We start from the raw sequence: 23,275 nt of genomic DNA, 5'->3' as shown, positions 1-23,275 counted from the left end.
TTTTCGAATTCAGCTCGCCTTTTCCGCCGCCGTTGTATCCGGCGGCGGACTCCATTGCGCGAACTCCTCGCTCAGAAAGTCGACGCACACCCGCACCTTTGCCGACTGAGCGAGCCGCGCCGGATACACCGCCCACAGGTTCGCGGGTTGCGTGACGTCCGGTAACACCTGCTGCAACTGGCCGCTGTCGAGCAAGGGCCGCACATCCCACATCGAGCGCAGCACGATTCCGCGTCCGGCCAACGCCCATTGCACGGCCACCTCACCGTGATTGGTCGACAGCGGTCCCGTGACTTTGATCGATGCCGCCTCGCCGCGCACCGTCAAACGCCACAGACCGAATGGATGGTCGCGCTCCTTGATCGCAAGACACGCGTGCGTCGACAGGTCCGCGAGTTGACGCGGCGCGCCGTGGCGCGCGAGATATTCCGGCGACGCGCACAGTACCCGATGATTCGACGCGAGCCGTTTGGCGATCAGATGCGGCGCGATTTCGTCGCCGATACGGATATCGAGGTCGAAGCCTTCGCCGCCCACGTCGACGAGACGGTCAAACAGGTCGAGCCGCACGCTCAGTTGCGGATACCGGTCGGAGAACCGGGCCAGCGCGGGGGCGACGAAACGGCGGCCAAAGCCGAAGCTGCTGGAGATGCGCAACTTGCCGCCGGGGATGCGGCGCGTGGTCGAGACGTCTTCCACCAGTTGGTCGACGTCGTCGAGAATCTTTTCGGCCCAGGTGTAGACGCGCTCACCGGCTTCCGTAATCGCGACGCGCCGCGTGGAACGGTGCAATAAACGCGTACCGAGCGTAGTCTCGAGCACATTGATGCGTTTGCTGACGTACGCCGCGGACACCGACAGCGCCTCCGCCGCCGCGCTGAAACTCGATTTGCGCGCCACTTCGCAAAACACGCGCAAATCGCCTAGATCGGGTGATGGGACGGCGTTCATAGGTCGCTCGGTGGCAGATTGTTTGTACACGATTCGTGCACAGTGGCTTAACTAAAGCGACTATTTTAAGCTCAAACAGCAGGAATAAAATAAGCGCTATCGAACCATCGAAATTCCCAACGGAGGAGCAGGAACATGTCGAAGACCTATCGGATTGCGGTCATACCCGGCGACGGCATCGGCGTCGAAGTGATGCCGGAAGCCATTCGCGTGCTGGAGACGGTGAAAAAGCGCTTCGGCATCGAACTGGAGTATCAGCACATCGAATGGGCGAGCTGCGATTACTACGCCAAGCACGGCAAGATGATGCCGGACGACTGGAAAGCCCAACTGCAATCCGCCGACGCGATTCTGTTCGGCGCGGTCGGCTGGCCCGACACGGTGCCCGACCATATCTCGCTGTGGGGGTCGCTGCTGAAGTTCCGTCGTGAATTCGATCAGTACATCAACCTGCGCCCTGCCCGGCTCTTCGCAGGTGTGCCTTCGCCGCTCGCGGGCCGCAAGGCGGGCGACATCGATTTCTGGATCGTGCGTGAGAACACCGAGGGCGAATATTCGTCGGTGGGTGGCGTGATGTTCGAAGGCACCGAGCGTGAGTTCGTGCTGCAGGAATCCGTGTTCACGCGGCACGGCAGCGAACGCGTGCTGAAGTTCGCGTTCGACCTCGCGCAACGGCGCGAACGCAAGAAGATCACCGTGGCGACGAAGAGCAACGGCATCGCGATCAGCATGCCGTGGTGGGACAAATGCGCGGCCGGCGTCGCGGCGCAGTACCCGGACGTGGCGTGGGACAAGCAGCACATCGACATTCTCTGCGCGCGCTTCGTGCTGAACCCGGATCGTTTCGACGTGGTGGTCGCCACCAATCTGTTCGGCGACATCCTCTCCGATCTCGGTCCTGCCTGCACGGGCACAATCGGCCTTGCGCCGTCGGGCAATCTGAACCCGGACCGCAAGTTTCCGTCGCTGTTCGAACCGGTGCACGGTTCGGCGCCTGACATCGCCGGCAAGAACATCGCCAATCCGATTGCGATGATCTGGTCCGCCGCGATGATGCTCGACTTCCTCGGCAATCACGAAGGCAAGGAACGCGAGGCGCATGACGCGATTCTCGCGGCGATCGAAGCAACGCTGGTCGAAGGCCCGCATACGGGCGATCTCGGCGGCAAGGCGAACACCACCGAAGTCGGCCAGGCCATCGCGGCTAAACTCGCCTGAGCCTGTCGATCCCTACCTTCTGCGAGGACACCTTCGAATGAGCATGGAAGCCTACCCCATCGAAGTCGAATTCCCCGATATTTCGGTTCACGAGCAATCGTCGTCCGGCGTCGCCTACGTTCATACGTTCGATTCCGGCGTGCCGGGACCGCACGTGATGATCAACGCGCTCACGCACGGCAATGAAGTGTGCGGGGCGATCGTCGTCGACGAACTGCTGCGGCGCGCGTTGAGGCCGCGTCGTGGAAGCCTCACGCTTGCCTTTGCGAACGTCGCGGCGTATCGGCGCTTCGACGCGGCTAAGCCCGACGCGGCCCGCTTCGTCGATCAGGACTTCAACCGCGTATGGACCGCCGCGGTGCTCGACGATACGTCGCGCACGTCGAGCGAATTGACCCGCGCACGCGAGATGCGCCCGGTGATCGACACGGTCGACGCACTCCTCGATCTGCATTCGATGCACGAGAAATGCAAGCCGCTGATCGTAGCGGGGCCGCTGCAGAAAGGCATCGACCTTGCAGTGCGTCTCGGCACGCCCGCCACGGTGATCTGCGACGAGGGCCATCCCGAAGGCCGCCGCATGCGCGATTACGAAGGCTTCGGCACGGTGGATAGCGCAAAGCATGCGTTGCTGATCGAATGCGGACAACACTGGGAACGAAGCGCGGTCGCCGTGGCCCGCGATACGACCGCGCGCTTCCTGCTGCTGGCAGGTGTGATCGATGAAGCCGATCTGCCGGACGGCTGGCTGGCGCCGCTGCCGCCCACCCAGCACATCGTCCGCGTCACGCAGCCGGTGGTCGCGACCAGCATGGATTTTCGTTTCGCTGCGCCCTACACCGGCCTGGAGATCTTTCCGGATGCCGGCACGGTCATCGGCTGGTCGAACGGCGAAGCAGTGGTCACGCCTTACGACAACTGCATGCTCGTGATGCCTTCGCTGCGGCAGTTGCGGCCTGGGGTCACCGTCGTGCGGCTGGGCAAGATCGAACAAACCGTGACGAACGCCGACGCAAACACAAGCGGCCGATGAATCGGCTCATGCACATTCAAAAGGTAACGTGAAAATGAAGGTTCAAAGCATCAAGCAAAGCGTGAATCTGCAGAATCTCGAGGACTGGGGCAAGGCGGGGCTGCCGGGCACGACGCCGATTCAGGTGTCCGGCGTGCAGCGCGTGATCAAGGGCAGCGAGGCCATCGACACCGGTATTTTCGAATGCACGGCGGGCACGTACCGCCGCTCGGTCAAGCAGGCCGAGGTGATGCACTTCATCGCGGGGCGCGGCCGCTTCACGCCCGATAACGAAGAGACCATCCATTTCGAAAGCGGCGACACGCTCTTTTTCGAAGCCAATACAGAAGGTCTTTGGGAAGTCGAGGAAACCATGCGGAAGGTCTATGTGATCTTCTGAGTACGGCCCTGAGCGCCGTCCTCGGCGCTCGCCCTGACCTCCTACGCCCCGTCCCGGCGCACCCTGCGCCGCGGCATCCCCAGCCACTCCCACTGTCCTGTCGCGCTGCCTCATTCGATGAGGCAGCGGCGCCATAGTCGGGTAATCCCGCGTTGCCCCTCGTTGTCAAACTACTTACAGTTCGGCCTGTTCTTATAGAGAATCAGCGTTCTTTATACGAACAAATCAGCCGAATTTATTGACGCCCGGATCGCCTGTATCTTCTCGCAGGTCAAGGCAGGTCAACCTGTCCGAGTACTATGCATTGTCGAAGCGCATCGATCTGTATGCGCTACAGGCGTTCCGGCGCACCAACGGCAACGCGCTTGGCACGGCCGGTTCGGGCCTTATCATCACGGCCGGCGCAACCATCGGCGACGGCTTACTAAGCGCGCCGCCGGCATAGGCATCGTGCACCGCGTCCAACCGGCGTACGATCGTAAAAGAAAGGAAGGCTCGTTACGGCGGGCCTTTACGTATTGTGCAGTCAGGAGACCAGCATGAGCCGCAGCAACGCTGTGAACGTTCAAACGTTTATCAACGACCACCCCTTCTCGCCGTTCCAGTGGCTCATCTTTTTCATGTGTTTCATCATCGTCCTGCTGGACGGTTTTGACACGGCCGCGATCGGCTTCATTGCCCCATCGCTGATTTCCGAATGGGGCATCACCCGGCCCGCGCTCGCGCCGGTGTTAAGCGCGGCGCTGTTCGGCCTCGCCTGCGGTGCGCTCGTCTCAGGTCCGCTATCCGACCGGCTCGGGCGACGCTCGATGTTGCTCGGCTCGGTGCTGCTGTTCGGTGTGACCTGCTTCGCATCGGCGTTCTCGAACAGCATCGAACACCTGACGATATTGCGCTTCGTCACCGGCGTCGGCCTTGGCGCGGCGATGCCGAACGCCGTGACGATGATGGGCGAGTACTGCCCCGATCGCCGCCGCGCGACCGTGATCAATCTGATGTTCTGCGGCTTTCCGCTCGGCGCGGCCTTCGGCGGTTTTCTCGCTGCGTGGATGATTCCGCACTTCGGCTGGCGCAGCGTGCTGGTGCTCGGCGGTATCACGCCGCTGTTGCTGCTGATCGTGCTGGTACTGAAGATGCCGGAATCGGTCCGCTATATGGTGGCCAATAGCAAGCCGGTCGAACGGATTCGTGCAGCGCTGGCGCGCATTTCGAGCGACGCCGCGCAGGCCGACAGCTTCGTCATGACCGAAACCGCGCCGCAAACCGGCGGCAAGGGCATGGGCGTGGTGCTCTCGCGCTCGTACATCATCGGCTCGGTGATGCTGTGGATCGCCTACTTCATGGGCCTCGTGATCTTCTACGCGTCGATCAACTGGATGCCGATTCTGCTGAAGGACGCCGGACTCACGCCGCAACGCGCGACGCTGATTTCCGCACTGTTCCCGCTCGGCGGCGTAGGCGCCGTACTGTGCGGCGTGCTGATGGACCGCTTCAACGCGAACCGCATCATCGCGGCCTGCTATGCGCTGACCGCGGTGAGCGTGTATTTCATCGGCCAGGCAGTTGGCAATGTCGGCGCGCTGGTGTTTATCGTGTTCGTCGCGGGTGTGCTGATGAATACCGCGCAATCGTCGATGCCGGCGCTTGCCGCCGCGTTCTACCCGACGCAGGGTCGCGGCACCGGCGTGGCCTGGATGCTGGGGATCGGCCGCTTCGGCGGGATCGCTGGCTCATTCCTCGTGGCTGAATTGACGCGCCGCCACTTCACCTTTGGCGGCATCTTCGCGATGGTTGCGGTGGCGGGTCTGATTTCGTGCGTGGCGTTGCTGATCAAGCAGGCGGCACGGCCGCATGTGGCGGCAGGGACCGGCGCGAAAGCGGAGTCGTTTGGGCATTGAAAAGGCCCGCGGTGCGAGTAAAAGGCACCGTCCGCCACTTCCCGATAAACTACGCCGTTATTGATTCGTGCGGGCATGGCAATGGTCAATACCACTGCCTTTGCACCGTCGCCCATCTAACGACAGGATTCACGTAATGAAACGCGTAGTTGTATCGGCCGTGCTCGCACTGTGCCTCGCGCAGCCGGCCGTTGAAGCCGTTGCACAAACAGTCAGCGATCAATGTTTTGCAATCGGCGATATTGCCGGCCAGGTGGCCTCGTGGCGTGCCCACAAGAAGACGAAAGCGCAGGCGCTTGATCAAGCGGCCAAGTACTACAAAGGTAAATCCGACCGGCAAGCAGTCTCCGCCATCGTCGAAAAGATCTACAGTCCGAACGCCCCTCACATGACGCCCGATCAGGCCAGCATGGCGTTCACTTCGAACTGTGCCAACCAGCAGAAATCGCAGGCACCCGCGCAGTAGTGCCTGCTATCCGCACTAGCGGTTAACGCCAGAGCTAGCGCTTCCTGAATGCATCCAGCGACGTCAACGCGTTGCCGTGAAAATCGAACAACGTGTTGTTGTCCCACTGATCGCCCGCGCCGACTTTCCATCCGACGTTCGGCGTCGGGATCCATTCGGGCTCCCACCAGAACACGCCCTTGCCGTGGCCACCGGGTATCGCTTTCACGATATCCGTCACCGCGCCGATGAATTGCGCCTGACCGGCCGGCGTCTGCGGGAAGGTTGTAGAACCGGTGTTGGTCATCGAGTTGGGTTCCGAATCGCCATCGCTCGTGGTCCACGGATACGCGGTCTCGACGACCATCACGTCCTTGCCGTAACGCGTCGCCATATCGTTCGCATTGTTCTGCAAGTCGCTTAGCGCGCCTTGCCACTGCGGGTAGTAAGACAAACCGATCACATCGAACGTGACGCCGCGTTGCACCGCGCTGTCGAACCACCAGCGGCTCGTTGCGTTGTTGCCGCCGCTGTCGAGGTGCAGCATGACGTTGATCCGTTCATCGACCGATTTCACCGCATCGTGCCCGGCCTTCAGCAGTTGCGCGAGGTTGTCCCACTGATCGTATTTGCCGAGCGGCCACAGCATGCCGCCCGTGATTTCATTGCCCACCTGAACCCACTCCGGATGCACGCCATCGCGCTTGAGCATCGTGAGGACCTTCGACGTGTATTCGGACAGCAACGCGCAGGTTTGCTCGATATCCTTGCCGGCCCAGTCGTGAGGCGGATACTGCTTGCCCGGATCGGCCCACCAGTCGCTGTAGTGGAAATCGATCAGTATGCGCATGCCGAGCGCAGCGGCGCGGCGAGCCAGAACGCGGACATGTTCGGCATTGTTGTAACCGACAGCGGGACTTTGGTCGGCCGGAAAAAAGTTCGGATTGCCAGGATCGTTCCACACCTTGATGCGGATCGAGTCGACACCGTGACTCTTCAGAATGAAGAGACAGTCGAGCGGTATACCGTGCTCGTAAAACTTCGCGCCATTGGCCTCGAGTTCCAGCAGCGTCGATACGTCCGCACCCTTTGCAAACCCACGGCCATGACCGAACACGCCAAGTTCGCCGGCAACGGCGGGCACGCCGACCGTTGCGCCAACACCAGCGGCAGCCCCAGCAGATGCGAGCCATCCGAGCATTTCTCTTCTGTTCATCTGTCATCCTCCATCGATTGAATGGCGGTTCTTTTTGAGGCCGCCTGTTCCGGGTTGAAGCGCTTAAATTTCTGCCTCCAGTAACGCCTTCTTCTACCTTGATAAAACGTTCAGACGCGAGGGCCTACGTGTTCCTCCACGCGCAGACGTCGCCGGTTTTCAATTCCGAATGTCCCAGCACAAACGTCGCATTGGCTGGCGCCGGTGCTTGCACTGGCTCCGGGCCGAAGTTGAACGCGAAAGTCAGATCGCCGCGTCGACGAATGCGCAAGCCGTCAGCCAGGTGTTGCGTCTCGATGCCGGCATCGTTCGCGGCCCGCTGCAAAATCTCGCGATGCAACGCGTGCGACAACCAGCCCGCCACATAGCGAACCCTTCCGTGTGCGAGGATTGCGGGCCATGTGTCGTCGAATTGCGCGTCGACGGTTGTCTCGCCATTGGCGCGAACGTGCTCGCGCCAATGCAGTGCAACGCCCTGCGTGTCTCCGATCGAAAGCGCTGGCGTAAGCGTCGGACGCAGCGTTTCGACTTCAAGCACCTGCATCGGCAGAACGCGTTGCAACGCGCCCGGTGGCAAGTTCGACGGGATGGCAAAGGTCGTGGTCTTCGAACCGCTCCTCGGGCCGAATACCCATTGCGCCGAACTTCGCTCGATCTGGTCGACGAGCGTGTCATCGATCACGGCGATGCTCGGCACCACCACCAGCCGGTACGGCGAAAGATCGGCCTTGCTCGACACGATATCGACGTCGAGGCCGAGTTCACGCAGCGCCTCGTAGTAGTCGAACGCCAGCGTCTGGTAATCGAAGGTTTTGCCATGACGCTGAATCTCGAACATCCACTGCGTCTCGTAGTCGAACACGATCGCCGTGGCCGCGCGCGTCGGCGCACCGAGTCCGGATAGCGCTGCGGACGAGGCAATTTCATGCGCCGCCTGCTGCACTTCGAGGCCGCCAGGCGACAGTTCGTTGTTCGGCAAGTTGAGACCCGAATGCATCTGTTCCTGCGCATACGGACACTGACGCCAGCGGAAATACGACACCAGTTCCGCACCATGCGCGAATGCTTCGTATGCCCACAGCCTGACCATGCCCTTCGTCGGCACCGGATTCCACGGCGCCCAATTCACCGGCCCCGCCTGTTGCTCCATCACCCAGAAGCGGCCGGCGCCGATCGCGCGGTAGCGGTCGTGATCGAACGCCGAGACGTCCGGATGCGCGGTACGTGCGTAACGCGCCTTCTGCTCTTCAGGCAGTGTGATCGATTCCGTGCGTGCGATCGGATAGCTGTCCCACGCCGCCACGTCGAGCGCGTTGTCTTCGGTGAAGCGGTAATGATCGAAGGTCGTGAAGAAGCCCATGAAGTTATGCAGCAGATCCGCCTTGGGCGCATGCTGACGCAGCACGTCGATCTGCTCGCGATGGAAGCTGGCTACCTCATCCGACATGAAACGGCGGAAGTCGAGCAGATGGATCGGATTGGCGTCGGTGGGCGTGCGGTTCGGCAGGCCGATCGTATCGAACGACGGATACTCCATGCTCCAGAACACATTGCCCCATGCATCGTTCAGCGCCTCGACGCGCTCGTAGCGATGCTGCAACCACGTCTGAAAGCGCGCCAGCGCCGCGCCCGAATAGCTCGGCACGGTCTCGTGGCAGCCGAGTTCGTTATCGGTCTGCCACGCAACGATAGACGGGTGCCGTCCATAGCGCTCCACCATCGCGGTGACAATGCGCACGCACTCATGCCGATAGGTTTCGCTGGAAATATCGTAGTGGCGACGCGAGCCGAAATTCCAGCGCACGCCGTCCGCACGTACCGGCAACACGTCCGGGTGCGCATCGATCAGCCATTTCGGCGGCGAGGCGGTCGGTGTGCCCAGCACGAGTTTCAGCCCTGCGGCCGCGAGCGTCTCAACGGCTTCATCGAGCCAGTCCCAAGCGAATTCGCCGGCGCGTGGTTCCATCCGGCTCCACGCGAATTCGGCGATCCGCACATGCGTGATGCCAAGCTCGACCATACGTTTCGCATCGTCGGCCCACATCGAACGCGGCCATTGTTCGGGGTAGTAGCAAACACCAAGTTGCATGAGAGAGTCTCTTCGTTAAATGACGGCGAACGGGCGATCAACCCTTGCTTGCGCCGAAAGTCAGGCCGGCGACGAAATGCTTCTGCATCAGGAAGAACATCAGCACGGAGGGCAAAGCGGCGAGTACCGAGCCGGCGGCAACCAGATTCCATGCCGTGGTCCATTGGCCTTTGAGCGCGGCGACGCCCACGGTGATCGGCGCAGCCTCATCGCCTTGCGTGAGGCACAGGGCCCAGAAGTAGTCGTTCCAGACAAACGTGAAGACGAGGATGCCCAGCGCGGCGAGCGCGGGACGAATCAGCGGCAGCACGATGCGCCAATAGATCGTCCATTCGCTCGCCCCTTCCACGCGCGCCGCCTCGATCATCTCGAACGGCAACTGCTTGATGAAGTTACGAAGGAACAGCGTGCAAAAGCCGGTCTGAAACGACACATGAAAAATCACCAAGGCCCATACGCTATTGAAGAGGCCCACCTTCAGCGCCATGTCGCGAACCGGGATCATCAGAATCTGAATCGGCACGAAGTTGCCGGCTACGAAGGCGAACAGCACAGCGGTATTGCCCGGGAACCGGTAGGTCGCCAACGCAAAACCCGCCATTGAAGCGAGCACGATCGCGCCGATCACCGAGGGCACCGTGATTAACACACTGTTGGCGAAGTAATGAAGCATCGGCGTTTGCGTAAGCGCCGTGCCGTAGTTTTCGATTAACGCAAAATGCTTGGGCCAGCCCCAGTAGTCGCCTTGCGATAGTTCGTCCGACGAGCGGATCGACGTGACGAGCACGGCCAGCATCGGCAGCAGCCATATCAGCAGCGCAAGCGGCAGCGACGCTTTGTACAACGTGCGGTTGAGCGGTTTCCAGCGTTCGACGGGAAGCGGATACATGACGCGTAACTCCTGGAAATCAGTGTTCTTCGCGCAGCATGCGGCGCAGATGGAACACGATGTAGACGAGCATGATGGCGAACAGCACAACGGCAATCGCTGCGGAATAGCCTTCGCGGTAGTACTTGATCGCCTGGTCGTACATGTAATAGGCGAGCACGGTCGAGCTATCGAAAGGACCGCCGCCGCTCATGACCGCAATCAGGTCGAAACTGCGCAGCGCGCCGATCACGGTCAGCACGACTGCCATGAATGTGGCAGGTCGCAGTTGCGGAAGGATCACGTGCCATAGCAGACGCACGCCTTTCGCGCCCTCCATGCGTGCCGCCTCGACCACTTCGGGATTGATACCTGTCAGCCCGGTGAGATACAGCACCATGCAGAACGGCGTTTGCGGCCACAGCGCGGCGAAGATAATGCCGAGGGTCACCGTGTGCGGATCGCCGAGCACAGGAATGCCATGACCAACGATCAGACGCAGCAAGCCGAAGCCGGGATCGTAGAACCAGCTGAACACGAGCCCGACCACCACGCCCGATAGAACGAACGGAGCAAAAAACAGCGACTTCACGACCCGCATGCCACGGATATGCTGGTTCAGATACAACGCGAATAGCAGTCCGAGCGGCGGCGCCAACAGGAATAGCGCGAGCCAGATCAGGTTGTTCTTGAGCGCCGTATAGAACGTGTCCGCATGAAACAGTTCGATGTAGTTGTCGAAGCCCGCGAACGTCTTCGGCGTCATGCCGTCCCAGTTGTAAAAGCTGAGCGAAATACTGCTGATGATCGGGTAGACCACGCACAGGCAAAACAACACACAGCCCGGCAGCAGGAAGAAAAGCGCCGCGCGGTGCTGGTGACGGCGCGTCGTGGAGACGTGCCGGTGCCGCGCCGCGGGTAGGCGGCGCGCTGCGGAATGAGACATGATCGGCCCTGGTCGAAAATCGAAGGAGATCGAAGGCGAGCGCCAGCGCTTGCTGCCTTGCTGGCGCTCCGGGGGCTTACTTCTTGTAGATGCGCTTGCGGGTCGCTTCGAGGCGGACCAGCACGGCGTCGAGTTGCGACGGATCGCTGTAGAACTGCTGCATCGCCTTCATGCCTTCGTCGGCCATTTCCTTCTGCATGTCGCGATCGTAGAACTGCGCAATGCCGCCCTTCGTATTAGCAAGGGTCTGGAAACCGACCTTCGAAATCTCGTCTTCAGGTTCGGCCGATTGGCTGTTCGACGGCAACTGCCCCCAACCCTTAGCGAGATCGGCGTTGATCTGCGGCTGTTCCATGAAGGCCAGCAGTCTGCGGGCATCGGCCTTGTTCTTCGCCTTCGCCGGAACCAGCAGCACATTGACCGGGCCGTCTTCGGCCATCGGCACGTTCGCGTCGACCACCGGGAAGCGGAAGAAGCCGGTTTGTGGCCGGACCGATGCGGGGATGCTCGCCGAGAAGAACGTGCCCATCAGCATCATCGAGGCCTTGCCGCTCACGAGAAACGGTGCGATCGAATCGAGATCGTAGGAGAGCGCGTTGTCGATGAAGTAGTGATCGTCGATCAACGTTTTCCACGCCGTGTAGACCTTTTTGACGCGTGCGTCGGTGTAGGGAATTTCGCCGGCCATCAACTGCTGGTGGAATGCGTTGCCGTTGATGCGCAGGTCAAGATAGTCGAACCACGCGGCAAGCGTCCAGCTATCACGCGCCGCGACGGCGATCGGTGCAACGCCGCTGGCCTTCAGCTTCTTGCAGGCGTCGAGAAATTCATCCCACGTTTTCGGTTCGCCCTTGATGCCGGCCTTCTCGAACAGATCCTTGCGATAGAAGAAGCCGTAGGCGTCGTAACCGAGCGGCGCGGCATACTGCTTGCCCTTATACGTTGATGCTTCCTTCACCGACGCATACTGTTGCGACCAGCCGTTTTTGCTCCAGTCCGACGACAGGTCTTCGAGCAGGCCGCGTTGCGCGTAATAGGCCATGCGCTCGCCGTCGTGCCACGACACGACATCTGGCGGATCGGTGGCGAGCCAGCCGCCCATCTGCACCTTGTACGCTTCCTCGGTGATGTAGGTCACCTTGAGGTCGACGTCGGGATTGGCTTTCTTGAACTTGTCGAACGCGTCCTGCCACGTCGAGCGCTGATTACCGCGCGCCGAGACGTTGACGGTCAGCGTGGCCGCGTCGGCCGCAGTGGCGCAGAGTGTGCCTGCGACCAGAGCGGCCGCAATCGACGCGTATGCCAGACGGCGAAGGCGAAGAGAAATCATCTTATGTCTCCTTGACTACCTTGTTGGCTGGCAGCGGCTCGCTGCCAGACGATGTACCCGCTCTTTGGCGGAATAGGGTTTTCCGATCAGGCGGCGACCCGCTCGGGCTCGAACGTGCTGCGCCGCAGTGCAACGCCGTCCGCATCGAACAGATGACATGCGGCAGGCGGAACGTGAATGCAGATGCGCTCGCCCGAGCCGATCTGTGTATCGCCCGCGGCCTTGGCGATGAGCGTGCCGCCCGCGTGATCGGCGTGAATATAGCTGTGCTCGCCGAGCCGTTCCGATAGCACCGTGACGCATTGAATGGATTGCTCGTCGCCGGAGAGGTGCAGATGTTCCGGGCGCACGCCGAGCGTGACGGACTGCCCGCGCTGAAGACGTTGGCCATCCACATGAGCGACCAGCCGTTCGCCGCTTTCCGTCAGCGTGACGATCACCTTGCCTGCGTCGATCGAATCGACCACGGCATCGATGAAATTCATGCGCGGCGAACCGATGAAGCCCGCCACAAAGCGCGACTTCGGATGGTGATACAACTCGAGCGGCGCGCCGCTCTGCGCGATGCTGCCGAAACGCTCGGCGTCCGCGCCTGCATGCAGCAACACGATTCTGTCGGCAAGCGTCATCGCCTCGACCTGATCGTGGGTCACGTAGACCACGCTCGCGTTCGCGAAGCGCTGGTGCAGGCGGGCGATTTCGACACGCGTCTGGCCGCGCAATGCGGCGTCGAGATTCGACAGTGGTTCGTCGAACAGGAACACACCGGGTTCACGGACGATCGCGCGGCCGATCGCAACACGCTGCCGCTGCCCGCCCGAAAGCGCTTTCGGATAACGGTCAAGGAAGGCGTCCAGTTGCAGAATGCGCGCGGCCTCGCGCACCTTCCGGTCGATCACGTCCTTGGGCTGCTTCGCGAGTTTCAGGCCGAACGCCATGTTGTCGAACACGGTCATGTGCGGAAACAGCGCGTAGCTCTGGAACACCATCGCCACGCCGCGCCCGGCGGCGGGCACATCGTTCATGAGGCGGCCGCCGATGTGCAGCTCGCCTTCGCTCAGGTCTTCGAGACCGGCGATCATTCTCAGCAGGGTCGACTTGCCGCAACCCGAGGGTCCGAGAAACACGCAGAACTCATGCTGGGCTATCTCGAGATTTACACGCCGGATCACCGGCGGATGGTCACCGTACGACTTTTGCACGTTCGTAAGACGAATCGTAGCCATGTTGTTGCCCTTTGGATTTAACCGCTTAAATTTCTAGGAAAAATAAACGGCCAGCTCTTGTGCAGCAGGCATTTAATCGCTTAAATTCGAGTCCGAGGGGAAAAGTCATGATGAGTGTCTCCGCTGTGTTTTCCAGCAACTTATCAACGTCGCCCGTTGCTTGCAACATTTGAATCGCGCTCCCTGAATATGGGATAAATAGTAAATGGTCACCCTTTCCGAAGTCGCAAAGCGCGCGCACGTCACCGCCGCCACCGTTTCCAATGTCCTGCGCAACCGCGAGAAGGTCCGCCCGGAGACGGCCGAACGCGTGTTGAAGGCCATCGCCGATCTCGGCTACCGGCCCAACCTGAACGCACGCGCGCTGGCGGAGGGCCGCTCGTCGACCTTGGCCCTGATGCTGTCGAACATCTCGAACCCGTTCTACCCCGAGTTCGTCTCGGCCGCCGAACGGGCGGCACGCAAAGCCGGGTACTTCCTGATGGTTTGCAATACTGACGACGATGCGGAGATCGGCCGCGCGTATCTGAACCAGATCGCTGGCACGCTCGCGGACGGCGTCCTCGTGATGAACACGGACATCGCGATCAACGACTTGTGTGCGTCGGCCACGCACAGCGCGCCGATCCTGCTGGCGATGTGGGAACACCCTGAGGCGCCGCCCGCACTGCCCTGCATCGCCGTGGATTTTGCTCATGCGGGTGCGCTTGCAGCGAGGCATCTGCTCGAACTCGGTCACCGCGAGATCGGTCTTCTGATCGGCGACGGGTGCGGCGGCTTGCAAGACGCGCGCTCCAACGGATTTCGCGCGGTGATGCGCGAAGCCGGAATCGAAACAGACGCCGCCGCGGTGCTGCAGATCCGCGACTCGATCGACGCCGGCTACGCCGCCTGCATGCAGTTGATGGCGAGCCGCCCTCACCTCACCGCGATTTTCGCGACCAACGATCTGCTGGCGATCGGCGCGGCCCAGGCATTGATCACACTTGGCCGCGCCGTGCCGAACGACGTCTCGGTCATCGGCATTACGGACATTCAACTCGCACACCAGGTGCATCCTGCGTTGACGACGGTCGCGATCCAGACGGCGGCCGTTGCGGAGTTGTCGATCGAGAGTCTGATCCGGCTGATCCAGACGCCTGAACAGCAACCGTCGATGGTGCTCGCGCCACCGCCGCAACTCGTCGTACGCGCTTCGACGGGGCCGCGGCGGGTACGTTGAGGCGCGAGCTAGCGCGTACCGCAGACCGCGCAACACAGCCGCCCCCCCTCCCGGCCTGCCGCTTCACCGCACATTCAGCAGAAAATGCTGTGGCGGCGTGAAAAAAAAGCGGCGCGCACCGTCAAAGGCCCGCTGGGATGATTTCATTGACTGCGGCGTACGCGTAGCATCAACGTGTTAGTCGCCCGCAATCTATCTTAAGTGCGCGGCCGCGCCGCCGCATCGATGACTCGCCCTCGCCTCATCCAGGGCAACCCGAAGGAGCAACCCCGATGTCACTCGCATTGACCCGCAAAGAACTGATTCGCCCGCAGAACCTGATCGACGGCAAGTGGATCGACGCCGCAGACTCGGCGCGCTTTCCCGTCACCAACCCGGCCACCGGCGAATTGATCGTCGAAGTCGCGAACAGCGGTGCAGCGGACGCCCGCGCAGCCACCGACGCCGCGGCCCGCGCGTTCCCCGCGTGGCGCGACAAGCTGCCGCGCGAACGCGCGGAGATTCTGCGTCGCTGGCATGCGCTGATCGTCGCCAATACCGAAGACCTCGCCAAGCTGATGTCGACGGAACAAGGCAAGCCGCTCGCGGAAAGCCGCGGCGAAGTCGCCTACGGCGCCTCGTACGTCGCGTGGTTCGCCGACGAGGCGACACGCATCTACGGCGATCTGATCCCGCAGCAACAGCGCGGCAAACGCATGAGCGCGGTGAAGGAACCGGTCGGCGTGGTCGCGGCGATCACGCCGTGGAATTTCCCGCTGGCGATGATTGCGCGCAAGATCGCGCCCGCGCTCGCAGCCGGATGCACGGTCGTGGCCAAGCCCGCCGAAGATACGCCGCTCACGGCACTCGCGCTGGCGGCGCTCGCCCAGGAAGCGGGCTTGCCGGACGGCGTGCTGAACATGCTGTCGGCTTCGCGTGACCAGGGCATTGCGGCGGTCGCTGACTGGCTCGCCGACGGACGCGTACGCAAGATCACGTTCACGGGCTCGACGCCGGTCGGCAAGCATCTCGCCCGCGAATCGGCTGGCACGCTGAAGAAACTGTCGCTGGAATTGGGCGGCAATGCGCCCTTTATCGTATTCGACGACGCCGATCTCGACGCGGCGGTCACTGGCCTGATGGCCTCCAAGTTCCGCAATGGCGGTCAGACTTGCGTGTGCCCGAACCGGGTTTATGTGCAATCGGGTGTCTACGCACGTTTCGCCGATCTGCTCGCGAAACGGGTCGCCGCGCTGAAGGTTGCGCCCGCAACCGATCCGGACGCGCAAATCGGCCCGATGATCAACGAACGCGCAATCGACAAGATTGCCCTGCACGTGGAAGATGCCGTCAAACACGGCGCAAAAGTGCTGACAGGCGGCAAGCGCCTGACCGAACTCGGCCCGAACTACTATGCGCCGACCGTGCTGACCGATGCACGGGACGACATGATCGTCTGTTGCGAAGAAACCTTCGGGCCGGTGGCGCCGCTGTTCCGTTTCGATGACGAAGCCGAAGCGATCCGCCTTTCCAATGACACGCCGTTCGGCCTCGCCGCCTACTTCTACACGCAGGACGTGCGACGTATCAATCGCGTCGCAGCCCAGCTCGAAGCGGGCGTGATCGGCATCAACGAAGGCGCCGTGTCGAGCGAAGCGGCGCCGTTCGGCGGGGTGAAAGAATCGGGCTATGGCCGCGAAGGCTCGAAGTACGGGCTCGACGATTACATGTCGATCAAGTACCTGTGCCAGGGCGGATTGGATTAAGGAAGGAGCCGCCGCGGCGCCAGAACCTCCCCCAGCGCACCAGCATTGCACCGTCCACCGCATAACCCGTTATCCTCTTCCTACTGAAGATCAGGAAACACGGATATGAATCTTAGGGCGTTGCAGTGCTTCGTGATTCTGGCGGAGGAGCTCAATTTCAGCCGCGCCGCCGAGCGCTTGCACATCGCGCAACCCGCGCTCAGTCAGCAGATCCGTTCGCTTGAAGAGCGGCTCGGCACGCAGTTGGTCGATCGGGCAAGACGCCCGCTGAGTCTGACCGAAGCCGGCCACTACCTCTGCACGGAGGCGCGTCAGATACTCGGTTCGCTGGAACAGGTGTCGCTTACAGCGCAAGAAATCGGCGTCGGCCGGCGCGGCTGGCTCAGCATCGGCTTCACGCGCTCGGCGATGTACAGCATCCTGCCGCCCGCGCTCAAGGCGTTTCACAACGCGTTCCCGCAGGTCGAACTCAAGCTCTTCGAGTTGCTCACTGAGGAGCAAACCGATGCGTTGCGCGACATGCGCATTCACATCGGCATCGGGCGGCAGCCGCTCGCGATTGATGGCTGCACGTCCTATCCCTTGCTACGCGAGCGCGTCATGGTCGCGCTCGAACCGGGTCATCCGCTCGCCGCGCACAAGACCGTGCGAATTGCCGAGCTCGCCGATACACCCTTGATTCTGTATCCGAAGCACCAGAACGCACAGTTCAAACGTTCCGTGCAGACGCTCTATCGCGATGCCGGCGTAACCCCGGTCGTCGCTCACCAGGCCTATGAAATTCAGACCGCGATTGCACTCGTAGCAGCGGGCCTGGGCGTGACGTTCATAGGCGAATCGGTTGCGCGCCATGGACGCACGGACGTCGTGTACCGGCACCTCAGCGGTCCCGGTTCATCATACCGATCGACGCTCGCAGCCACCTTTCGCACCGACGACGCCTCACCGCATCTGCGCGCCTTCCTTGCCTGTCTCCCCGCGCCGCTTGCTGACGCCACACTATAAGTAAAAACCTATACAAGCATAAGCAAGCGGTCTTGGACTCTCCGTCCGGGCGTTCTTATCATGGGCCTCATGCTTCAGCCGCTGTCCGTTCATGAGCGCATCAGCATCAGCGCCTGCAGGCACGGACGGTAACCCCTGAAGCCCGGCCGTCAAATACGCGGCCACCGGGACACTGCCGGCGTTCGATCCGGCAGGCCGACCATAAGAACGCCGCCACGGCTCATGAAGCCGTCGCAGCAAGGTAGGAGACAGCATGACCTCATTCGACGAAGCCACCACCATGCGCAAAGTGTACGGGCGATTAATGCCCCTGCTCTTTGCGATGATGTTCTTCAACTATCTGGACCGGATCAATATCGGATTCGCCGCGCTGGACATGAACAAGCAGTTGGGCTTCAGTCCGGCGGTGTTCGGTTTCGCCGGCAGCATCTTCTTCGTCGGCTACATGTTGCTGGAAGTGCCGAGCAACCTGTTGCTGCATCGGGTCGGCGCGCGCCGCTGGATCGCGCGCATTCTGCTGACGTGGGGCGCGGTTGCCGCAGCCACCGCCTTCGTCTTCAACGACTCGAGCTTCTATGTGCTGCGCTTTCTGCTGGGCGTGATGGAAGCGGGCTTCTTGCCGGGCGTGGCCGTCTATCTGACGAAATGGTTTCCGGTGCGCTACCGGGCACGCGCGGTGGGCGGCTACATCATCGCGGGTTCGTTTTCGGCGGTGCTGGGCGGTCCGATCTCCACGACGTTGATGACCTACGCGAACGGCATTCTCGGTTTGCAGGGATGGCAATGGATGTTCATCCTCGAAGGCATCCCGGCGATGGCGCTCGGTCTGCTGACGCTGCGCATCATGACCGAACGTCCGGCCGACGCCAAATGGCTCTCCGATGACGAAAAGCGTTGGCTGGAATCGACGCTCGCAGCCGAACGCGAAGCCGTTGGTGGCACCAAACATTTTCCGCTGCTGCGCGTGGCGAGCGACATTCGCGTGTGGAGCCTCGCGTGTCTGTTTGGCTGCGCGCTGGTCGGCATTTATGGCCTATTCCTGTGGCTGCCGCAGATCGTTAAAAGCCTCGGCCATCTGAGCAATATCGAGGTCGGCTTTCTGTCCGCCGCGCCGCCGCTGCTTGGCGTATTGGGCACGTTCCTGATCAGCCGCAGTTCCGACCGCACGGGCGACCGCAAGAAGCACCTCGCCTTCGTGTACGGCATGAGCGCATTGGCGATTGCCGGCAGTGCGTATGCGCCGAACCCTGTGATCGCCTACGCGCTGCTGTGCCTGACCGGTTTGTTCATCTATGCGGGCAACCCGCTGTTCTGGAGCCTCGCGTCCTCGTTCAGAACGGGCGCCGCGGGCGCCGCGACGATTGCGCTGATCAACACCATCGCGCAGTTCGGCGGTCTGGTCGGTCCCTGGAGCATCGGGCTGGTGCGCAACGCCACCGGCAACTTCAAACTGGCCTTGCTGACGATCGCAGCGTTTCTGGTGGTCGCGACGATCATCGCACTCGTGATGCGCGTCACGCCGTCTGAAGATGAAACCGCCTCGCTCGCGACCGGCGACCCTGCCCCGCGCACCTGAGCGCCCTGACCGACGAAACAGCGAACGCTTAGCGCGGACAGATAAGCATTCACAACGACACTCACGGATTTTTCACACCATGATCATCGATTGCCACGGTCACTACACCACCTCGCCGCCGCAGCACGAGGCTTGGCGCGCGCAGCAGATCGCCGCGCTGAAAAACGGCGGCTCGCCGCCGCCACGGCCCCTCATTACCGACGACGAAATTCGCGAGAGCATCGAAACCGGCCAGATTCGCATCCAGCGCGAACGCGGCACCGACCTCACGATCTTTTCGCCACGCGCCGCCGGCATGGGGCATCACCTTGCCACGGCCGAAGCCAATGCAGTGTGGTCGAGCGAATCCAACGACCTCATCCATCGCGTGGTTTCGCTGTTTCCGCGCAACTTCGTCGGCGTGTGCCAGTTACCGCAAGCGCCGGGCGTGGCGCCGGCCAATTGCATCGCCGAACTGCGGCGTTGCGTGGAAGAGCTGGGGTTTATCGGCTGCAATCTGAATCCGGATCCGTCCGGCGGCCATTGGTCGGGGCTGCCGATTACGGACCGCTCGTGGTATCCGCTCTATGAAGCGATGGTGGACCTCGACGTGCCGGCAATGATTCACGTGTCCTCGTCGTGCAATCCGAATTTTCATGCGACGGGCGCGCATTACATCAACGGCGACACGTCGGCGTTCATGCAGTTGCTGCAGGGCGATCTGTTCGCCGACTTCCCGACCTTGCGCTTCATCATTCCGCACGGCGGCGGCGCGGTGCCCTATCACTGGGGCCGCTATCGCGGGCTCGCGCAGGACATGAAGCGGCCGCTGCTCAGCGAGTACCTGATGAAGAACGTGTTCTTCGATACCTGCGTGTATCACCAGCCCGGCGCTGAACTGCTCGCCAAGGTCATTCCGGTTGAGAACATCCTGTTCGCCTCGGAAACCATCGGTGCGGTTCAGGGTATCGATCCGGAAACCGGCCACTACTACGACGACACGCGGCGCTATATCGACGCCATCGAATGGCTCAGCGCCGCGGACCGTCAGCGCATCTACGAAGACAACGCCCGCGCGGTGTACCCGCGGCTGTCCCACCAACTCGAGCAGCAATTCGCCACGCAAGGGGCAACGATATGACTGTCACTACGAATCCCATCGGCTGGCGCGAACACGAGTCCGCGCCTCAGGCCAACCCGGCAACGCTCGACGCATTGCGTGAACTGGCGGTTTCGCTGCTCAGCGACAACATGGCGCGCGCGAGCGGCATGGTCGGCTTGCGGCCGTATCATCAGCCCAAGCCGATGGCCGGCACCGCGGTTACGGTCCACACCCGCCCCGGCGACAACCTCGCGATCCATCGCGCGTTCGACTTTTGCCGGCCGGGCGACGTGCTCGTGATCGACGGCGCCGGCGAACTGACGCAAGCGCTGATGGGTGAGATCATGGCCAGCTTCGCGGAGAGTCTGGGCGTGCAGGGCCTCGTGATCGACGGTGCGATCCGCGATGTCGGCGCGCTACGTCAGCGCGATTTCCCGGTGTACGCGCGCGGCGTGACGCATCGTGGGCCTTACAAGAACGGTCCTGGCGAGATCAACGTGCCGGTCACGGTCGGCGGGATGGTGGTTCATCCTGGGGACATCATCGTCGGCGATGAAGACGGCTTGCTCGCGATCTCGCCGGCTGACGTGGAAGCGGTAATCGAAGGCGCACGGCGGCAGCATGCGAAAGAAACGGCGGCGTTGAAGTCGATCGCTAATGGCTGTTTCGACCGTTCGTGGGTCATGCCGCATCGCGATCGGATGATGAACGGCTGACTTCACGCACGACGCCAGAGCGTGCATGATGCTGACTGGTTCCTGCCGCGTAGCTTGAGTCGCGGCGAACCAGCTGACATCGTCCCAACCCTGCTGGAATCATGTGCCTCATGGCGGAATATCTGAACGCTGCAATGCTTCTTGAACTCGCGCAACGTGCGGAAGAGCGCCCTGACGCGCCCTGCATGTGCACAAAAACGCCGCTGGACGGCTGGCACTCGCAGCCGCTTTCTCTCGACGAAACGCAGTTCAAGGAAATCGGCACGCTTGCACCGGAGGACGATCCGGAACCGACGTTCAGCGAATACCTGCCGGGAAAAACGACCTACTGGTCGGCCGACGCCCCCATCGCACCACGTTACTTCCCGTACAACCGCTGTGCCGTCTGGCAGTGCGCGTTATGCGACCGCCTTTATCTGCGCTACACGGAAGGCGGTGGCTACTTCGTCGATCGCAGGATTCGCGCTGTGCAGTCGGTGCTGATCGAGGACGTTCCGCTTCCCGAGTAACGTTAGAGGTGCAACGCGCGGACTTAATGCCCAGGCTTCAGCGCCGCATACGTTCCCGGTGTGATCCCATAGGCCCGCTTGAAAAGCCGGTTGAGATGGCTCTGATCGTAAAAGCCGACGGCCGCGGCAGCGCTCGCCGCGCTATGCCCCGCCGCGAGCATGCGTTTGGCCGCGAGTAGCCGCACCTGCGTCGCATAGGCGTGCGGTGGCAGGCCAAACTCTTTGCAGAAGGCACGGGTGAGGTAATAGCGGCTCAACCCCACAAGCTCCGCCAATTCGTCGACCGGAATGTCGCGCGCATAGTTGGCAGCGACGTACTCCCGCACCTGCGCCATCTTGTGGGCTTCGCGCCGCGCTTCACCAAGCTCGTGACGCGATTGCCCATATCGTCCGACCAGCATTCCCATCGCTGCCCACCAATTCGCCTGCCGCTCCATCAGCGAGACCGAGCCGTGCTGGTCGAGACTCGCATGCGCTTTGACCAGCAGGCCGGCCAGATGCGCATCCTGATAGAGCCCCGGCGGGATCAGAAGCGGTTTGTCGGGACGCGAGTCGGGCGAAAACACAGCACCCAGCGCGCCCAAGCCATCCATGTCGAGATAAATGGCGCGGTAATTCCATTCGCGGCCTTCCCACACCTCGCCGCTGTGATATTCGCCCGGTCCGAACACGAGCACGCTGCCGGGTCCGGCGACTTCGCTGCCGGTGCGCGTATGACACTGCCCCGCACCGGACTGCGTCATGACAATGACGAGTTCGTCGTGCAGATGCCGGTCGAATTTGTGCTCGCCGTAGCGGGCACTCGCGAGACAGGCGCCGTCGAGCGCGCCGTCTCGCCAGCACACCACTTCCGGCTCGCTTTTATCCGATGTGTCCATGGCTCGCTCTCCCGGGATGCCCTTCAAACCAGCTCTATTCTGACCCGGCGATTGCGGCGCCCCTTGTTTTCTATCTTCACGATGCGGATCGGTTTCGATTGCGCCGTGTTGGTCAGATGCGTGCCGCCGCAAGCCTGCCGGTCCAGGTCGCCGATTTCGACGATCCGCACCGTGCCGTCGGAGGTCGGCGGCGGCGCCACTGAAAGACTGCGGATCAGGCCCTGCGTCGATTTTGCCTCCGCTGCGCTGACGTAGTAGGTCCGAACGTCCATGGCGCTGCGGATCACCTCGTTGGCGGGCTCCTCGAGCAGGCGCAATGCGTCGTTATCCGCCTCGGGCAGATCGAAATCCATGCGGGCGGTGCCGTCGGCATTGATCTGCGCGCCGGTCACGAGTGCGCCGGCGAAGCGTTGATACACGAGGGCGTTGAGAATATGCGTGGCCGTATGAAGCTGGGCGACGGTGGAACGCCGGGCCGCGTCGACGGCAACGTGGACCTCGCCGTTCAGTTCGAGCGGCTCGTCAAGCAGATGCCAGAGCATGCCGCCTTCCGGCGCGACGCCGGTAATGCGGACGGCACCGTGCGCGTGGGTCAGGGTTGCGGCGTCCGACACCTGGCCTCCGCCGCCCGGGTGCAAGGCCGTGCGGCCCAGCACGACGGCGCCGGGCCGCGAGGCGATCACGCTCGTCTCAAACTCGAGTAGGTCCGGCTGCTCATGGCAAAGATAGTGCGCCACCTTGAATTCCCCGCATGAAATGACTGATTACGCCTAGGATACTCAGTCTCATAGGAGGTCGTCTTGGTCAAAAATGCTCTCTGCGGTTGGAGCTGGACCATGGCCGCCCGTCTTTTGCGGATCAGGCGGAAGGCGGCCGGTAAGCCGCCACGCGCTTGGGCGATCAGACGGACAGCGTCTGCTGAAGGTTCAGACTGGGCGAATTGA

The 23,275-nt window shown here is 62.1% G+C and carries 21 protein-coding genes and 1 pseudogene; 13 read left to right on the top strand and 9 right to left on the bottom strand.

The window, feature by feature from the left end; all coding sequences use genetic code 11:
* Nucleotides 1-9: 9 nt before the first annotated feature.
* Nucleotides 10-951 (bottom strand): LysR substrate-binding domain-containing protein, encoded by a 942-nt coding sequence (locus tag KHO30_RS23980; protein WP_093641219.1) that lies wholly within the window; start codon nucleotides 949-951, stop codon nucleotides 10-12.
* A gap of 135 nt (nucleotides 952-1,086) precedes the next feature.
* Here KHO30_RS23980 and KHO30_RS23975 point away from each other — a divergent pair, with 135 nt between their 5' ends.
* The 6 genes and pseudogenes from KHO30_RS23975 to KHO30_RS23950 all read left to right on the top strand — a co-directional run bounded on the left by KHO30_RS23975 (nucleotide 1,087) and on the right by KHO30_RS23950 (nucleotide 5,945).
* Nucleotides 1,087-2,169, top strand: a complete 1,083-nt coding sequence (locus tag KHO30_RS23975; RefSeq protein ID WP_211702557.1) for a tartrate dehydrogenase — start codon at nucleotides 1,087-1,089, stop codon at nucleotides 2,167-2,169.
* A gap of 37 nt (nucleotides 2,170-2,206) precedes the next feature.
* On the top strand, nucleotides 2,207-3,202 hold the full coding sequence (locus tag KHO30_RS23970; protein ID WP_211702556.1) for a M14 family metallopeptidase: 996 nt from the start codon (nucleotides 2,207-2,209) through the stop codon (nucleotides 3,200-3,202).
* A 34-nt stretch (nucleotides 3,203-3,236) separates the two neighbouring features.
* Complete coding sequence (locus tag KHO30_RS23965) at nucleotides 3,237-3,581, top strand: cupin domain-containing protein (RefSeq protein ID WP_093641227.1); 345 nt, start codon at nucleotides 3,237-3,239, stop codon at nucleotides 3,579-3,581.
* Nucleotides 3,582-3,855: 274 nt separating this feature from the next.
* Nucleotides 3,856-4,026, top strand: a pseudogene (locus KHO30_RS23960) (porin); the annotation flags it as partial.
* Nucleotides 4,027-4,120: 94 nt separating this feature from the next.
* Complete coding sequence (locus tag KHO30_RS23955; RefSeq protein WP_211702554.1) at nucleotides 4,121-5,479, top strand: MFS transporter; 1,359 nt, start codon at nucleotides 4,121-4,123, stop codon at nucleotides 5,477-5,479.
* 136 nt (nucleotides 5,480-5,615) lie between these two features.
* The gene (locus KHO30_RS23950; protein ID WP_211702553.1) at nucleotides 5,616-5,945 is read left to right on the top strand and encodes a hypothetical protein; all 330 of its coding nucleotides are present in this window, start codon (nucleotides 5,616-5,618) and stop codon (nucleotides 5,943-5,945) included.
* Between the two features lie 34 nt (nucleotides 5,946-5,979).
* Here the strand turns inward: KHO30_RS23950 and KHO30_RS23945 are convergent, their stop codons facing one another.
* From KHO30_RS23945 to KHO30_RS23920, 6 genes are all read right to left on the bottom strand, one after another.
* Nucleotides 5,980-7,140, bottom strand: coding sequence for a glycoside hydrolase family 53 protein (locus tag KHO30_RS23945; RefSeq protein WP_211702552.1), 1,161 nt, complete (start codon nucleotides 7,138-7,140; stop codon nucleotides 5,980-5,982).
* Between the two features lie 124 nt (nucleotides 7,141-7,264).
* Nucleotides 7,265-9,229 (bottom strand): beta-galactosidase, encoded by a 1,965-nt coding sequence (locus KHO30_RS23940; protein WP_211702551.1) that lies wholly within the window; start codon nucleotides 9,227-9,229, stop codon nucleotides 7,265-7,267.
* 37 nt (nucleotides 9,230-9,266) lie between these two features.
* Nucleotides 9,267-10,118: a carbohydrate ABC transporter permease gene (locus KHO30_RS23935; RefSeq protein WP_054039330.1), complete on the bottom strand. Its 852-nt coding sequence runs from the start codon at nucleotides 10,116-10,118 to the stop codon at nucleotides 9,267-9,269.
* Nucleotides 10,119-10,137: 19 nt separating this feature from the next.
* A complete protein-coding gene (locus KHO30_RS23930) occupies nucleotides 10,138-11,043 on the bottom strand; it encodes a carbohydrate ABC transporter permease (protein WP_200651215.1) in 906 nt (301 codons plus the stop codon).
* A 76-nt stretch (nucleotides 11,044-11,119) separates the two neighbouring features.
* Nucleotides 11,120-12,373: an ABC transporter substrate-binding protein gene (locus tag KHO30_RS23925; protein ID WP_093641246.1), complete on the bottom strand. Its 1,254-nt coding sequence runs from the start codon at nucleotides 12,371-12,373 to the stop codon at nucleotides 11,120-11,122.
* Nucleotides 12,374-12,459: 86 nt separating this feature from the next.
* Nucleotides 12,460-13,599, bottom strand: a complete 1,140-nt coding sequence (locus tag KHO30_RS23920; protein ID WP_211702550.1) for an ABC transporter ATP-binding protein — start codon at nucleotides 13,597-13,599, stop codon at nucleotides 12,460-12,462.
* Between the two features lie 205 nt (nucleotides 13,600-13,804).
* Between KHO30_RS23920 and KHO30_RS23915 the strand changes: the two genes are divergently transcribed.
* The 7 genes from KHO30_RS23915 to KHO30_RS23885 all read left to right on the top strand — a co-directional run bounded on the left by KHO30_RS23915 (nucleotide 13,805) and on the right by KHO30_RS23885 (nucleotide 21,453).
* Complete coding sequence (locus tag KHO30_RS23915; protein WP_200618448.1) at nucleotides 13,805-14,821, top strand: LacI family DNA-binding transcriptional regulator; 1,017 nt, start codon at nucleotides 13,805-13,807, stop codon at nucleotides 14,819-14,821.
* A gap of 272 nt (nucleotides 14,822-15,093) precedes the next feature.
* The gene (locus KHO30_RS23910; protein ID WP_211702549.1) at nucleotides 15,094-16,566 is read left to right on the top strand and encodes an NAD-dependent succinate-semialdehyde dehydrogenase; all 1,473 of its coding nucleotides are present in this window, start codon (nucleotides 15,094-15,096) and stop codon (nucleotides 16,564-16,566) included.
* 105 nt (nucleotides 16,567-16,671) lie between these two features.
* A complete protein-coding gene (locus tag KHO30_RS23905) occupies nucleotides 16,672-17,571 on the top strand; it encodes a LysR family transcriptional regulator (protein WP_200618450.1) in 900 nt (299 codons plus the stop codon).
* 253 nt (nucleotides 17,572-17,824) lie between these two features.
* Nucleotides 17,825-19,147: an MFS transporter gene (locus KHO30_RS23900; protein WP_211702548.1), complete on the top strand. Its 1,323-nt coding sequence runs from the start codon at nucleotides 17,825-17,827 to the stop codon at nucleotides 19,145-19,147.
* A 79-nt stretch (nucleotides 19,148-19,226) separates the two neighbouring features.
* A complete protein-coding gene (locus KHO30_RS23895) occupies nucleotides 19,227-20,267 on the top strand; it encodes an amidohydrolase family protein (RefSeq protein ID WP_154562493.1) in 1,041 nt (346 codons plus the stop codon).
* Complete coding sequence (locus KHO30_RS23890) at nucleotides 20,264-20,944, top strand: RraA family protein (RefSeq protein ID WP_211702547.1); 681 nt, start codon at nucleotides 20,264-20,266, stop codon at nucleotides 20,942-20,944. Before KHO30_RS23895 ends, KHO30_RS23890 begins: the two co-directional genes overlap by 4 nt.
* A gap of 110 nt (nucleotides 20,945-21,054) precedes the next feature.
* Nucleotides 21,055-21,453: a hypothetical protein gene (locus KHO30_RS23885; protein ID WP_211702546.1), complete on the top strand. Its 399-nt coding sequence runs from the start codon at nucleotides 21,055-21,057 to the stop codon at nucleotides 21,451-21,453.
* 23 nt (nucleotides 21,454-21,476) lie between these two features.
* Here the strand turns inward: KHO30_RS23885 and KHO30_RS23880 are convergent, their stop codons facing one another.
* Nucleotides 21,477-22,331: an AraC family transcriptional regulator gene (locus tag KHO30_RS23880; RefSeq protein ID WP_093641272.1), complete on the bottom strand. Its 855-nt coding sequence runs from the start codon at nucleotides 22,329-22,331 to the stop codon at nucleotides 21,477-21,479.
* Between the two features lie 23 nt (nucleotides 22,332-22,354).
* The gene (locus tag KHO30_RS23875; protein WP_093641275.1) at nucleotides 22,355-23,068 is read right to left on the bottom strand and encodes an alanyl-tRNA editing protein; all 714 of its coding nucleotides are present in this window, start codon (nucleotides 23,066-23,068) and stop codon (nucleotides 22,355-22,357) included.
* Between the last annotated feature and the right edge of the window lie 207 nt (nucleotides 23,069-23,275).

This window comes from Paraburkholderia aspalathi (genome assembly GCF_905220735.1).
GTDB lineage: Bacteria > Pseudomonadota > Gammaproteobacteria > Burkholderiales > Burkholderiaceae > Paraburkholderia > Paraburkholderia aspalathi.
Note: the sequence above shows the minus strand (reverse complement) of the source record. Positions and strands in the feature narration are given on the sequence as shown.

Coding starts and splice junctions, on each gene's coding strand:
- KHO30_RS23900 (WP_211702548.1), top strand. CDS start 17,825: ATGACCTCATTCGACGAAGCCACCACCATGCGCAAAGTGTACGGGCGA.
- KHO30_RS23880 (WP_093641272.1), bottom strand. CDS start 22,331: ATGGACACATCGGATAAAAGCGAGCCGGAAGTGGTGTGCTGGCGAGAC.
- KHO30_RS23975 (WP_211702557.1), top strand. CDS start 1,087: ATGTCGAAGACCTATCGGATTGCGGTCATACCCGGCGACGGCATCGGC.
- KHO30_RS23910 (WP_211702549.1), top strand. CDS start 15,094: ATGTCACTCGCATTGACCCGCAAAGAACTGATTCGCCCGCAGAACCTG.
- KHO30_RS23905 (WP_200618450.1), top strand. CDS start 16,672: ATGAATCTTAGGGCGTTGCAGTGCTTCGTGATTCTGGCGGAGGAGCTC.
- KHO30_RS23940 (WP_211702551.1), bottom strand. CDS start 9,229: ATGCAACTTGGTGTTTGCTACTACCCCGAACAATGGCCGCGTTCGATG.
- KHO30_RS23925 (WP_093641246.1), bottom strand. CDS start 12,373: ATGATTTCTCTTCGCCTTCGCCGTCTGGCATACGCGTCGATTGCGGCC.
- KHO30_RS23930 (WP_200651215.1), bottom strand. CDS start 11,043: ATGTCTCATTCCGCAGCGCGCCGCCTACCCGCGGCGCGGCACCGGCAC.
- KHO30_RS23920 (WP_211702550.1), bottom strand. CDS start 13,599: ATGGCTACGATTCGTCTTACGAACGTGCAAAAGTCGTACGGTGACCAT.
- KHO30_RS23970 (WP_211702556.1), top strand. CDS start 2,207: ATGAGCATGGAAGCCTACCCCATCGAAGTCGAATTCCCCGATATTTCG.
- KHO30_RS23950 (WP_211702553.1), top strand. CDS start 5,616: ATGAAACGCGTAGTTGTATCGGCCGTGCTCGCACTGTGCCTCGCGCAG.
- KHO30_RS23890 (WP_211702547.1), top strand. CDS start 20,264: ATGACTGTCACTACGAATCCCATCGGCTGGCGCGAACACGAGTCCGCG.
- KHO30_RS23965 (WP_093641227.1), top strand. CDS start 3,237: ATGAAGGTTCAAAGCATCAAGCAAAGCGTGAATCTGCAGAATCTCGAG.
- KHO30_RS23915 (WP_200618448.1), top strand. CDS start 13,805: ATGGTCACCCTTTCCGAAGTCGCAAAGCGCGCGCACGTCACCGCCGCC.
- KHO30_RS23945 (WP_211702552.1), bottom strand. CDS start 7,140: ATGAACAGAAGAGAAATGCTCGGATGGCTCGCATCTGCTGGGGCTGCC.
- KHO30_RS23955 (WP_211702554.1), top strand. CDS start 4,121: ATGAGCCGCAGCAACGCTGTGAACGTTCAAACGTTTATCAACGACCAC.
- KHO30_RS23980 (WP_093641219.1), bottom strand. CDS start 951: ATGAACGCCGTCCCATCACCCGATCTAGGCGATTTGCGCGTGTTTTGC.
- KHO30_RS23935 (WP_054039330.1), bottom strand. CDS start 10,118: ATGTATCCGCTTCCCGTCGAACGCTGGAAACCGCTCAACCGCACGTTG.
- KHO30_RS23885 (WP_211702546.1), top strand. CDS start 21,055: ATGGCGGAATATCTGAACGCTGCAATGCTTCTTGAACTCGCGCAACGT.
- KHO30_RS23895 (WP_154562493.1), top strand. CDS start 19,227: ATGATCATCGATTGCCACGGTCACTACACCACCTCGCCGCCGCAGCAC.